The sequence below is a fragment of the Lacunimicrobium album genome, from assembly GCF_052161635.1.
GTDB lineage: Bacteria > Planctomycetota > Planctomycetia > Planctomycetales > Planctomycetaceae > SXPC01.
This window is the reverse complement of the sequence record NZ_CP197413.1, coordinates 1182234-1195076: the sequence shown is the minus strand read 5'-3', so window position 1 is coordinate 1195076 and position 12843 is coordinate 1182234. Positions and strand designations below refer to the sequence as shown.

The 12843-nt window shown below is 55.1% G+C and carries 10 protein-coding genes; 1 reads left to right on the top strand and 9 read right to left on the bottom strand.

From position 1 onward, the window contains the following. The first annotated feature begins 94 nt into the window (after positions 1–94). Positions 95–1930 (top strand): UbiD family decarboxylase, encoded by a 1836-nt coding sequence (locus tag SH248x_RS04695; protein WP_459557361.1) that lies wholly within the window; start codon positions 95–97, stop codon positions 1928–1930. Between the two features lie 104 nt (positions 1931–2034). On the opposite strand, the gene SH248x_RS04690 is transcribed toward SH248x_RS04695, so the two are convergent. The 9 genes from SH248x_RS04690 to SH248x_RS04650 all read right to left on the bottom strand — a co-directional run bounded on the left by SH248x_RS04690 (position 2035) and on the right by SH248x_RS04650 (position 12809). Continuing rightward, entirely contained in the window at positions 2035–3366 is a 1332-nt protein-coding gene (locus tag SH248x_RS04690; RefSeq protein ID WP_459557360.1) for an MFS transporter, read from the bottom strand. A gap of 114 nt (positions 3367–3480) precedes the next feature. Next, complete coding sequence (locus SH248x_RS04685) at positions 3481–4557, bottom strand: Gfo/Idh/MocA family protein (RefSeq protein WP_459557359.1); 1077 nt, start codon at positions 4555–4557, stop codon at positions 3481–3483. A 107-nt stretch (positions 4558–4664) separates the two neighbouring features. Next, a complete protein-coding gene (gene nagB, locus SH248x_RS04680; protein ID WP_459557358.1) occupies positions 4665–6587 on the bottom strand; it encodes a glucosamine-6-phosphate deaminase in 1923 nt (640 codons plus the stop codon). Between the two features lie 239 nt (positions 6588–6826). Continuing rightward, positions 6827–8314 (bottom strand): pilus assembly protein TadG-related protein, encoded by a 1488-nt coding sequence (locus tag SH248x_RS04675; protein WP_459557357.1) that lies wholly within the window; start codon positions 8312–8314, stop codon positions 6827–6829. A 99-nt stretch (positions 8315–8413) separates the two neighbouring features. Beyond that, entirely contained in the window at positions 8414–8872 is a 459-nt protein-coding gene (locus SH248x_RS04670; RefSeq protein WP_459557356.1) for a TadE/TadG family type IV pilus assembly protein, read from the bottom strand. Between the two features lie 53 nt (positions 8873–8925). Continuing rightward, entirely contained in the window at positions 8926–9372 is a 447-nt protein-coding gene (locus SH248x_RS04665) for a TadE/TadG family type IV pilus assembly protein (RefSeq protein ID WP_459557355.1), read from the bottom strand. A gap of 165 nt (positions 9373–9537) precedes the next feature. Then, a complete protein-coding gene (locus SH248x_RS04660) occupies positions 9538–10476 on the bottom strand; it encodes a type II secretion system F family protein (RefSeq protein WP_459557354.1) in 939 nt (312 codons plus the stop codon). Between the two features lie 36 nt (positions 10477–10512). Further along, positions 10513–11469: a type II secretion system F family protein gene (locus SH248x_RS04655; protein WP_459557353.1), complete on the bottom strand. Its 957-nt coding sequence runs from the start codon at positions 11467–11469 to the stop codon at positions 10513–10515. Further along, positions 11466–12809 (bottom strand): CpaF family protein, encoded by a 1344-nt coding sequence (locus tag SH248x_RS04650; protein WP_459557352.1) that lies wholly within the window; start codon positions 12807–12809, stop codon positions 11466–11468. The genes SH248x_RS04655 and SH248x_RS04650 overlap by 4 nt, the downstream gene beginning before the upstream one ends. Positions 12810–12843: the final 34 nt, after the last annotated feature.

Here is a 12843-nt window from a genome sequence, read left to right as displayed (position 1 = left end):
ATCTTTCTCAGTCTTGATCTGACTTCATTCTTCGCTCGTTCTCACCTCTGAGACCTCTGTGATCTCTGTGGCAAATTTTTCTGAGACATCTTCCATGCACCGCAACCTCCAAGCCGCTGTCCGTGATCTCGAAAAACATGGTCATCTCGTCCGTCTCGCGGTCGAGATCGATCCGCATCTGGAAGCGGCGGAGATCCAGCGTCGCGTTTATCTGGCGGGCGGTCCCGCGATCTTGTTTGAACGGGTCAAAGGCTGCCGCTTCCCGATGGTGAGCAATCTCTTCGGGACGATGGAACGCACCCGATTCCTGTTTCGGGATACGCTCGATTATGTCCGTCGACTTGTCGAATTGAAGATCGATCCCAACGTCGCCTGGTCCAATCCGCTTCGTTACGCCCGCGCGGTCCCGACGGCGCTGTCGATGCTGCCGAAGAAGGTTTCCCGTGGGCCTATTCTCAAACAGACCTGCCAGATCGAAGACCTTCCCAAGCTCGTCTCCTGGCCCAACGATGGCGGACCGTTTGTCACCCTGCCACAGGTTTATTCCGAAGACGTTCGATCCCCCGGCCTGATGAAATCCAATCTCGGCATGTACCGGGTCCAGCTGTCTGGAAACGAGTACCAACTCAACAAACAGATTGGCCTGCACTACCAGATCCATCGCAGCATCGGCGTTCACCATGCCGCTGCGATTGAGGCCGGCAAGCCGTTTCGGGTCAACATTTTCGTCGGCGGAACACCTGCCATGACTCTCTCAGCGGTGATGCCGCTTCCGGAAGGGATGAGCGAGTTGATGTTCGCAGGCGCCCTCGCCGGGCATCGGATTCCCATGATCTCCCAACCCGGCAGACCCGCGATTTATGCGGAAGCGGATTTCTGCATTGTCGGGACGATCGATCCGAACCGCCAGCTCCCGGAAGGCCCCTTTGGCGATCACCTTGGTTATTACAGCCTTCAACACGACTTTCCGGTCCTCAACATCGACGCTGTCTATCACCGTCCCGATGCCATCTGGCCATTCACCGCTGTCGGTCGTCCGCCGCAGGAAGACACGTCGTTCGGCGAAATCATCCATGAGATCACTGGTCCTATCATCCCGACCGTCCTCCCGGGGGTGCATGCGATTCATGCCGTTGATGCGGCCGGCGTTCACCCATTGCTCCTGGCCATCGGCAGCGAGCGTTACACGCCTTACAACAAAAAACGACGGCCGATGGAACTGTTGACCATCGCCAACGCGATTCTCGGACAAGGTCAACTTTCGCTCGCCAAGTACCTGCTCATCATTGCGACCGAAGACGCCCCCGGACTCGACATTCATCATATCGATCAGTTCCTGATGCACCTGCTCGAACGTGTCGACTGGAACACCGATCTGCACTTCCAGACCAAAACCACCATCGACACCCTCGACTACTCCGGCCAAGGATTCAACAGCGGCTCGAAAGTCGTCATCGCCGCCGCCGGTGAGAAGCGACGCGACCTGCTGCGGGAGATCTCGGGTCCCTTCTCCTTGCCAGATGGCTTCGGCAATGTCCGGGGGAACCTGCTGCCGGGGATTGCGTTCATCCAGGGACCATCCGGCAAGCATGCTGGCTATGAACAGGACATGCTACGCTTCACGCAGTCGATCCCCCTCGACCATCCGCTGACCAATTTCCCGCTGTGGATCATCGTCGACGATAGCCAGTTCGCGTCCGAGAGCCTCAACAACTTCCTGTGGATGACCTTCACCCGTTCCAACCCGGCGACTGATATCTATGGCATCGGCTCATCGACCGTCTACAAACACTGGGGCTGCACCGGCCCACTCGTCATCGACGCCCGCATCAAGCCTCACCACGCGCCGCCGCTTGTCGAAGACCCCAAAGTCACCCAGCGAATCAACGAGCTCGCCAAACCCGGCGGCCCACTCCACGGCATCCTCTAGGCGAGCGGGGGGTGTCAACCCCCTGTCTTAACTCACCTTAAAATGTGTACGCGCTCGATTCATAAGAACCAATGAAGACAGGGGGTTCACACCCCCCGCTCGCCTTAAGCAGGGACTGGCTCTGTGCCACCCTCGGTGGTCAACTCCATCGGGACAGGAGCTTTTTCCTCGCGGAATGCCAATGCGAAGAAGACCAACACTGCCGCCGCTAAGCCAGCTGGAACCAGCCAGACGCTCGTCCAGTCGTGCTTGATGGCTGCATCGGGTGTTGCATAATGTTCCAGCACGCGTCCCAGCATGACCGAGCCTGCAAACATCCCCAGCCCGTAAGTCAGGAACGTCAGGAAGCCCTGCACCGAGTTACGCAGGTGAGCGGGTGCTTTAGAATCCATGTAGACCTGACCGGCGACGAAGAAGAAGTCATAGCAGACGCCGTGCAGCAGGATGCCGATGTAAATGAGATACTGCTTCGATCCCGCATCGCCGTACGCAAAGGCGGTGTAGCGGGCGACCCAGGCCATCATCCCAACCAGCAGAATCCAGCGGACTCCCACCGTCTTGAAAAAGAATGGCAGCAACAACAGAAAGAAGATTTCTGAGCCCTGTCCGAGAGTCATTTTTGAGGCCGGAGAACTGATGCCGATTTCGTTGAGGAACGGGTTGGCCAGCCCATAGTAGAACTGCAGCGGAATGCAGATCAGAACAGAACTGATGACGAAAACCAGAACGCTCGGCTCTTTGATAATCGCAATCGCGTCCAGGCCGAGGATGTCTCGAATCGTCACCTTTTGACCGGCAGCGGAAGGTGGTGTATGTGGCAGGAAGAGACAGAAGAAAGCAAGCACCAGTTCTGAGATGGCAGCGATCATCAAAGGGAAGGCCGTCGGTTCAATGGACTGGTATTCTGCAGGACGATCTTTGCCGTAGAATTCAAACGGCAACGCCATGAGCTGGCCGTTGTAAAGGACGAGCGAACCAATCATCAAGCCTGCAACGATCCAGCCAATCGTTCCCAGGACACGAATCGAGGCAAACTCTTTGCCGGGATCGGCCAGGTTTTTCATGGTCAGTGAGTTGGCAACCGACAACGTCGGCATGAAGCACAGGAAGTGAGCCAGGACGTAGATGTAGAACATCGTCGGCGTTAACGATTGGCTCGCCATCCACAGTGTACCAGCACCAATCAAGTGAAGAACACAGAGGACACGTTCAGCGGCGAAGTATCGGTCTGCAATCAAGCCGACCAGAAAGGGCGCAATGATTGCCGCGATGGCTGATGTCCCGTAGGCATCACCAATGAAAGGATCGGAGAAGAGTCGCACTCCGTCCGCTGAAACGGCTTTCCCCAGATACGTCCCCAGCGTCGCGTACCACGCGCCCCACATGAAAAACTGCAGAAACATCATGATGCTCAAGCGAAGCTTCGTCGACGTCATCTTTTATCCTGTCTAAGTATCCCCATCAGGGATAGAAGTATCTCTCGAAACGCGAGCGGCTCCCAACATCACAAAATATTCAACGATTCGCAACTGATCGGACGTGCTTTGCGTCTACGAAAGCTCAACCATCTTGCCGGTGCGGAAGCTTTCGTCCGCCGCGAAGACAATCCGCATCGAGTTGACGACATCCGTCAGGTGTGTCGATAAATCGAGATCTTCGACGATCGCTTTCGCGAAGTAACGCTGCTCACGCAGGCACAAGTCGTCATGATCGGGATCTTCGTCGACTCGCATGACTTCATCCGACTTGGCAAACGTCCCTTCTTTGGTCAACTCGGCATGGTGCACGAGGAAGGCTTCGGTCTGGGTATGCGAATCGACGTTTGAACTCTTCCCTTCCGAGGCGGCTTTCTCTGCTCGAATCGAGACTGATCCTTTTGGTCCGATGACATCTTTAACAAAGAAGGCTGTCTCGGAAATCATCGGCCCCCAGCCGGCTTCGTACCAGCCGACGGAACCGTCTTCGAAGGTGACTTGAAGCTGGCCGTAGTTGATCTTGTCCGCACCGATTTCATCCGTCAGACGAGCGCCAATCCCAGAAACTCGAATCGGTTTTGACTGAGTCATCTGGCACATGATGTCGACATAGTGCACGCCACAATCAACGACCGGCGAGACTGAGGCTAGCAGGTTCTTGTGCGTCATCCAGTTCGATCCGGACGACTGCTGGTTAAGGTTCAGTCGCATCACCAGCGGCTTGCCAAGATCACGGGCCAGTTCGACGAACTTTGTCCAGGCGGGATGGTGACGCAGGATATAGCCGGCCAGCAGTTTCAGCTTCTTCGTCTTGGCCAAGTCGACCAGTTCGAGCGACTGCTCGAGAGTCTCCGCAAGTGGTTTCTCCACGAAGACGTGGCATCCAGCTTCCAGAGCGGCTTTCGTGAAGGGGTAGTGAGACTCGGTGTAACTCGCGATGCAGACGGCATCCGGCTTGAGTTCTTGGAGTGCAAGGAAGTAGTCGCTGTAATGCGTCACTCCCGGGCCGAGTTCATCAAGGAGTCCCTGGCTGCTTTCTTTGCGTCGCGTGCACAAGCCGACGACTTCAAAGGCGTCCAGTTTCTGACAGGCCAGCGCGTGAGAGCGTCCCATGTGACCTGCCCCAACGCACAACACTCGCATCCGTTTCATTCCGACACCAGTCTCATTGAAAGTCCCGGGCGAGCAACCCGGGTTATTGCACTGCTAAAAGTTTTGCGATCGATTCCGTTTCCTGATGGTCGCGACTCCGGATGAGCTTAGCCCTTCCACATCACAAACGCTTCCATGGCCTGGTACTCAGCCAGTCCTAAGCGATTGTAATGCTCTGCCAATCCTGCATTCCGCTGTTCGGCACGCTGCCAGAACTCGCGGCTGTCTGCTCCGGGGAAGAGAGCGCGGTCTTTTTGTGACTGGTGCTTGAAGATCGCTGTTCGTTTGCGATCGACTTCCTGCGGGCTGAGCGGAATCGCCATCTCGATTTGGTGCACCGGCCATTCCTGCCAGGCCCCTCGATACAGCCAGACTTCGCAAGTCTGTCGCCACTCAGCATCCTTCAGCTCTGCCAATGCACGTAAGACCGCTGACAGACAGACGCGGTGCGTGCCGTGGGGATCAGAGAGATCACCTGCCAGATAGATCTGGTGGGGCATGATCTTGTTGAGAAGATCCTTGGTCATATCGATATCGACCTGGGAAAGCGGGTTCTTCTTGACCTTCCCTGTCTCATAGAACGGGAGATCCATGAAGTGTGTCCGCTCATCGGGCACGCCACTGGCGCGAGCACCAGAACGGGCTTCGCTGCGTCTGATAAAGCCCTTCATTTTCAGAATCAGCTGGGGATCAATCTGCCCCGGAGCCTTTTTCGTGAACGCGGTCAACACGTCCTTGTACAGAGAGGTCGCCATCTCGGGCGCGAGATTGACTTCCTGACTGACGTACTTCAGGAAGTCGATATAACGAACGACATCATCATCGAAAACCGCGATGTTCCCAGAAGTCTGATACGCAATGTGCACCTCATGCCCCTGGTCAGCCAGACGGATGAGGGTGCCGCCCATCGAAATGACGTCGTCATCAGGGTGTGGAGAGAAGACGATGACTCGCTTGGGATAAATATCTTCAAAGCGCCGACGTCGATCACCTGGCTGCTGTCGATCGGGCGTCTTACCGCCGGGCCAGCCTGTGATCGTTTGCTGGATCGTTCGGAAGACCTTCAGGTTGATGTTGTAAGCAGGCCCCTGGTCCGCGAGAAGTCCCTGAAGGCCGTTCTCGTTGTAGTCATTGTCGGTCAGTTTGAGCAGAGCCTTCTGGGTGTTGTCAGCCAGCCAGATGACGGCTTGTTTGACGAGCTGATCGGTCCATTCCGGGCTTCCGTACAACCAGGGACATTTCGAACGAGAAAGCCCAGCCCCCGCGGCTTGATCGACGTAAAAATGAACATTGTCATGCAGCTGCAGATAGGTCGCAGGAATCAGCGGAGTGACATCCCCTTCGACCGACTGAGCGACGATGGAAGACTTCCCTTCACCGAGGGCGACCAGAACAACCTGCCGAGCCGACATCACGGTCTTCACGCCCATCGTGATCGCACGGGTCGGAACGTGTTCAACGCCGAAGAAGTCACTGGCGGCATCGGTGCGGGTAATTGAATCCAGTGTGATCAGACGGGTCACGGTTTCTTCGTCGGAACCCGGCTCGTTGAACCCGATGTGTCCAGTTCGTCCGATACCGAGAAGTTGCAGATCGAGTCCACCAGCGTCCGCGATTTTCTTTTCGTAATTGATACAGAACTCAGCGACCTGCTCTGGAGCCAGGGTGCCGTCTGGAATGTTGATGTTTTCTGGCTTGATGTCGATGTGATTGAACAGGTTCTGGTGCATGAACAGCCAGTAACTCTGCTCGGTTTCCTTCTTCATGGGGAAGTATTCATCGAGGTTGAACGTCACCACATGAGCAAAGCTGACCCCCTCTTCCTTGTGATAGCGGATCAGTTCCTGATAGACGCCGATCGGCGAGGAACCAGTCGCCAGGCCCAGCACAGCTTTTTTGCCTTCTGCCGCTTTCTGGCGAACCAGGTCGACAATAATGTGTGCGACCTGCTTATTGACCCCCGTCACGTCTGGGAAAATCGTGACCGGAACTTTCTCTTCACGCTTCAAACTCAGCACAGATCGGTTCATACAAGAATCACTTCCAATTTGTTTCAAACAAACAACTAACGCTCTGTGAGCCAGTTATTGTAATGGAAGTGCCCGGAAATTCTTATGCTTTGTTACCTCAGTCTGATGATCTATTAGCATCTGATAGCATCTTTGCTGTAAACAGGCCGAAATCCTGTCCCTTCAGCAAACCAGATCCCATAGACGCTCGGGACTCGATGCAAAATTCGCCAGCGTCATGCGATCACCAGATCGACGAATCATTCGACCAGAGTGATATTTCTCGCCGCTGGCAGTTTGTGGCTGGGGGAGATATTCGTCTGAGTGACCGTCAGAATGCGTACCGAACCGGCTGCAATCGCGGTATTGAATTGTCCTTGGCCGGAGAGAATGACGTGCCCCCATTTGGAATAGATCGTGCCTTCAAACGTGCTGTCACTCAGAAGCAGGTCTTGTTTCAGGATGACAATCGGGCGACGGTCGTGTCGGCGCTGGTAGATGAGCATTCCGTGAAAAGGGCTCGATGGATCGTTCAGGCCTGTATAACTGCTGTTAAGAACTGCGGCGTTGATGACGACGCTTGGCAGTGCCGAGAGTACACCAGGATCATGAGGATCAACATCCGCGTCATGGGAGTCGGGGGAGCCGTTGGAAGGATTGTAAGATGCTGAGTCTGTGATGTAGAACATCACGCCATTGGCTTCGACTTGTCCTGCCGCGATGACCAGGCCTGCTCCGACCAGCAGATTTGTTGAGCGAATGATGTAAATCCCCGGTTCAAAACGTACACGTCCTGACACAATATTGATGGAGTCATAGATCCCGGGACGAAGGACAACCGGCGGCAGCAGGATCGGCAGACTCACAACAGTCACAGAGCCTCGGTAGGTCGAGTTGATATTGGTCGGATCAACAGACGATGTCGGCACAGGCAGATCCTCAAACGGATCGTCGACGGGGCACTGATTTGCGATGAGCGGGTGATCGTCGCCGCTGCAAGGCCCATAGTTTTCCTTACGATCAACACCGCCGGTGACCCAGATTTGATCGGCCCGAAAACGCGTCAAAGCCAAAAGCGGCGTGCAGGAGACAGCATGCTGGAGCAACGGAAGATTCCCGTACTCGCCGACTTTCTCTCCAAGCGCATCTTCGCCGCTCCATTTTGTATTGACGATGACAGAGCCATCGACACGAACGCTGCCGAGCCCCAGGACTTCCAGTCCCCCCAGCAACGCCGGAAGAGACGGAAGCAGTCCCGAGATCCCCAGAACCGAGAGCTGTGCAGGATTCTTATCGAGGATATGGAGTGCAACATCGGTGGTTTCTTTTTCCACGCCCGCGACTGAGCGAACGCAGTAATGAACCGTGTTCCCGTGATTCATGAATCGGGAGAGCATCATCGCACGCTGACTCGTGAGAGTGACTTCCACGTAGTTGAGATTGCTGGCATACGGCCCCGTTGTCGGAGGACGCGTCACCACACAGGCTACCGTTGAAGTCAGATTATGGTCATCGAGAACCGACTGAGCCGCCGCAGCGACCGTTCCTTCGTTATCACGAATGACCTTCGCCGCTGCTAACGCCGCTGCATCGCTGACGTGCTGTAAATCAAGTGAGGCTTTGAAGCCGGTCATCGAATTCGTAAAGACCCCCACGACGGCCATTAACGCGGGAAGGCTGATCGCAACCAGAATGAGAATCTTCCCGGAACGGCGTTTTGTGATAGTGTCGCGAATGGTGCTTTTCATGATTTCAATTTTCAATCAGGAATATACGTCATCGGTGAGTTGGACCTTCCCTGCGCGATCACACGGCTGACACAGTCGTGGCACACACAGGGAATTCGTTCAATGGGCAATTTCCATGGTGGACGTGATTGTTTTGACCATACTGGAAGACGCACCGAAGAGTCGCGATGTGCTGGTGAAGGGATACGACAGGTCGATTTGAACTCTGTCCCCGCGACGATTGTCGCCATCCGGATAGCGAATCCGGATGGTGACGTCTTCAGGACGAACCATCATCAGCCAGGGGCGAACCATCTGCGCGATGTCGTGACTGCTGCTGGCGGTGGTTGTGATTTCAGTTGGTCCCCACACTGTCTTTTCCGTCCCGGATCGATTCCCACGCAGAACGGCTTCTCTCGCTAATCGCCGCACGGCGTGCGAGCAGGATTGATAACGATTCATAAAAATAACCAGTTCCAGCAGGCCGACGATGACCGTCATAGCGAGCGAGAGCACAATGGCGGTTTCGACCAGGGTCACACCGTGTCGTGGAGCTTGAGAAAAGAGATGTCGTTTCATGAGTTCATTCCCGCTTCCGGGTTCGTAAAAAGTCTGCAGGCGAGAAAGGATGATTACTCGTGATGAGAGGGGAAGACACTGGTTCGCTCGATCAGAATTATGCCCGCAGAACCGGGCCAACTGATGATCGGACGATACTGATAGCGGCAGGTGACGCTGTATTCATTGGCGGTCATTTTGACGGATGGATCAGGCGTGGTCGCGATTGACAATCGAGATGCCTCATAGCCGTTCATCCCGTTGAATTCCGCTCGGGCGATGGCTTCGAGTTCGCTTAGCCAACGTGTGACGTTGACTTCGGTACGACGATTGGTCGAAGCATAAACGGCTGCACTTCGTGTCGCATTCGAGACCGCGTACGAAAAATAGCCGAGATGCCCGACATCAATCACGAGGATGGCCAGTGTGATGAGAACAGGCAGAACGATTGCCAGTTCAATTGTTGCCACGCCATCGCGGGGTCTGGAGGTCACATTGAATGGAATGCCGAGGCGTTGCATGAGACGGGTCTCTCGGAGGTGTATTCGTGTACTGTCGTTTTATGGACGACAAGTCGGTGCTGTGTGCCACGGCTGTGTCAGCCGTGCGATCGCGCAATGGACGTCCATTTACACGGCTGACACAGCCGTGGCACACTGGGACTTTCAGTCGATTCGCTGATGTGCCTAGGTCATCATCGTCATCAAGTCCATGACAGCAGGGCCGGCGAGGACGACGAATGTGGCAGGAAAGATGAACAACAAAATGGGAATGAGGATGACAACGCTGGCTTTCTGGGCACGATCCTCGGCTTCGAGTTCGCGCTGGTGACGCAGCAGAGCGGAGTGTTCGCGAAGGGCTTCGCAGATACTCATGCCGTAGCGTCGAGATTGTGCAATGAATGACGAAAGCACTTTGACGGCCTTCAACCCGGAACGGTTCGCGAAGTGGCTCATCGAGTCTTCCAGCGTAACGCCGAATTCGAGTTCTTTATCGACTTGACGAAGTTCTTCCGCCAGGATCGGACAGGCCAGTTCAAGTTCAGACACAACGCGTTTGACCGCAGCTTCCAGACTCAATCCGCTTTCAATGCAGACCACCAGAAGGTCCATGAAATCAGACAGCGATCGGGTCATCAATCCACGTCGCTTTTTAATGCAGGACTTCAGCCAGAATATGGGGATCGGAATCGCGATCATGGCTCCGGCTGCGGTCGCGCTGAGACTGGCCATGCCATTGAAATTCAGCCACCTCGACAGCCACAATGCTCCTCCCATACAACCAAAGATCAATGCGGCCCAGGTCATGATGAAGGCGCTGATCGCGAACGAGTCACGCAGGCCAGCATGATAGAAGAGTTGCAGTAGGCCGCCGTAACGTCGATCGTCAACACTGACGGCTTCCGTTGCGAGCAGAAGACGCGAACCTGGCATCCGGGCTGTCTTGCCGGAAATCGCTTCCCTGGCTTCGTTGGGACCAGGAGCCTGACGCCGAGAGGCACGACGAACGCGGGCTTTGACCTGTCTGTCTGCAGAGAACAGACCGTGATAGATCAAGATGGGAATCAACATCACCGAGACGAAAATCAAAGCGAGCATGACGTTCGCGCTATCCCAGTTCAACATAGATGGCTCCTGGAGTTCTTTCTCAAACAGTCTGTGTTAGTACTCGATACGCACGATCTGACGGATCCACAAACCACCAATCAACATCGAGACACAAACCCCGCCCAGCAGCCAGTAGCTCGCCAGCAGCTTCTCTGCATAAGTCGGGTCAATAAACCAGATCAGCAGGAAGCTTCCAAATGGCAGGCTTGTCAAAACATTGGCCTGCATCCGACCTTCGCCGGTGAGCGAGTGAATGCGGCCCTGGAGGCGGTGTCGAACTTTGACGACGCTGGAAAGTCGTTCGAGAACTTCACACAGATTGCCACCCGACTGACGCTGAATCAGCATCGCGACGCAGAAGATTTTGGCATCGGCGACTCCAAGATTAAGGGCCATCTGTTCGATGGCTTTATCAAACGGCAGGCCGAGTCGCTGCTGATCACAGAACGTCTGAAAGGCGGGCGAGATGGGTCGAGGAAATGTCGCTGAGACGATATTCATTGCCCCTTCGATCGTGCTCCCTGCTCTCATCGAGCGAGACATCAGATCGAGTGCATCTGGCAGTTGTTGTGACAGCTGAGCCAACGCCGATGCCCGGAATTGCATGACCACAAAGATCGGGATCGAAATGCCGACGACGAATGCAGAAATCGCCAGGAACGATGTCATATGAAACAACAACGCGACCAGCCAGAAGAACATTCCGCTGGCAAAACAGCAGCCCGCAAATGGCAAGACACCATGCGTCCAACCGGCCTGGAGCATGTAACGAGCGATCTCGGCATGCCAGAGATGGAACTTTCTTGTCCAGCCGGTGAATGTCTGCTTCTCCTGCATCAGCAGCGTCTGGTGAACGCCGCCTCGTGCATCGCGTGGACGGATTGCCTTGCGAATGCGTCGAGACGTTCGTCCGAAGAAGTCGCCATAGATTCCCGACGCGCCCCAGAGCAGGCAGGCAACGCCGCCAGTGACGCCAGCACAGATGAGTAGTTCAGAGAGCGTCAACGTCATGTCAGAATTCCTTGTCGTCGATTGATTTCTGGACGTTCCAGTGTGAAGACTCGACCGTCGAAGTAAGAGGCCGGCAGTTCAATCCCGCTTTCCCGGAGCTTGTCCAGGCAATGTGGCATGATGCCGTGTGACCGAAAGTCGCCGATCGGATTTCCCTGATCATTGACACCGCGTTGTTCGAAGCTCATGACGTCGTGCATCATGTAATTTCCGTTGTCGATCCCGACAACTTCTGAAATCTGGACCACTTTGCGTTGCCCTCCTTTGAGACGTCGGCACTGCACAACGATATTGATAGCCGAGGCGATCTGCTTTTGAATGAACCACAAAGGCAGGTCCATACCCGACATCCCGACGAGCATTTCCAGACGCGAGAGGGCATCACGGGCGTGATTGGCGTGGATCGTTGCGAGGCTGCCTTCGTGACCGGTCATCATCGCCTGCAGCATGTCGAAGGCTTCTCCGCCCCGACATTCCCCGACGATGATGCGATCCGGTCGCATCCGCAGCGCGTTCTTGATCAGGTCCCGAGTCGTGACTTCACCTTTGCCTTCGAGGTTGGCAGGACGCGTCTCCATCCGGGCAACGTGTTCCTGTTGAAGACGAAGTTCGGCAGCGTCTTCGATCGTCGTGATCCGCTGATCTTTGGGGATGAACGATGACAGCACGTTGAGGAGAGTCGTCTTACCGCTACCCGTTCCCCCTGAAACCAGGATATTCATACCTGCTTTCACGCAGGCACCCAGGAAGTGCATCATCTGTGGCATCAGGGCGCTCTTGGTGATGAGATCGCTGGCTTCCAGTGGACTGGCTGGAAAAAGGCGAATGGAGACGAGTGCTCCGTCGATCGCGAGTGGATTGATGACCGCGTTGACCCGGCTGCCATTGGACATCCGCGCGTCGACCATCGGACAGGATTCATCGAGGCGTCGCCCCATGCGACTTGCGACTCGTTTGATGATTTCGATCAGGTGTTCGTTGTCGTGGAAGCGAACGTTGGTCTTTTCCAGTTTGCCTTTCCGCTCGACATAAACATTGTTAGGGCCATTGATCAGAACGTCCGAGACCGTCGAATCGCTCATCAGTGATTCAATCGGTCCCAGGCCGAGTGTCTCGTCGATGATTTCTTCGCAGAGCTGTTCGCGTTCTTCTTTGGTGACCAGATTGCGTTCGTTTCGCAGAAGCTCGTTGACCCCCAGACGAAGTTCGCGTCGGATCTCGAAGTCATCCATCGTGTTGATTCGCGCCAGGTTCAAGCGCGAGACCAGCTTCTGATGGATCTGCTTTTTGAGACGATTGAACTCGTCCACACTCTTCTGAGAATCGATAACGGCTTCCATGATTCATGCTCGCGAAAAGTGAAAGTTGTGCAGG

Excerpts from the sequence above, each read along its gene's own strand:
- SH248x_RS04695 (WP_459557361.1), top strand. The coding sequence starts at position 95 with ATGCACCGCAACCTCCAAGCCGCTGTCCGTGATCTCGAAAAACATGGT.
- SH248x_RS04690 (WP_459557360.1), bottom strand. The coding sequence starts at position 3,366 with ATGACGTCGACGAAGCTTCGCTTGAGCATCATGATGTTTCTGCAGTTT.
- SH248x_RS04685 (WP_459557359.1), bottom strand. The coding sequence starts at position 4,557 with ATGAAACGGATGCGAGTGTTGTGCGTTGGGGCAGGTCACATGGGACGC.
- nagB (WP_459557358.1), bottom strand. The coding sequence starts at position 6,587 with ATGAACCGATCTGTGCTGAGTTTGAAGCGTGAAGAGAAAGTTCCGGTC.
- SH248x_RS04675 (WP_459557357.1), bottom strand. The coding sequence starts at position 8,314 with ATGAAAAGCACCATTCGCGACACTATCACAAAACGCCGTTCCGGGAAG.
- SH248x_RS04670 (WP_459557356.1), bottom strand. The coding sequence starts at position 8,872 with ATGAAACGACATCTCTTTTCTCAAGCTCCACGACACGGTGTGACCCTG.
- SH248x_RS04665 (WP_459557355.1), bottom strand. The coding sequence starts at position 9,372 with ATGCAACGCCTCGGCATTCCATTCAATGTGACCTCCAGACCCCGCGAT.
- SH248x_RS04660 (WP_459557354.1), bottom strand. The coding sequence starts at position 10,476 with ATGTTGAACTGGGATAGCGCGAACGTCATGCTCGCTTTGATTTTCGTC.
- SH248x_RS04655 (WP_459557353.1), bottom strand. The coding sequence starts at position 11,469 with ATGACGTTGACGCTCTCTGAACTACTCATCTGTGCTGGCGTCACTGGC.
- SH248x_RS04650 (WP_459557352.1), bottom strand. The coding sequence starts at position 12,809 with ATGGAAGCCGTTATCGATTCTCAGAAGAGTGTGGACGAGTTCAATCGT.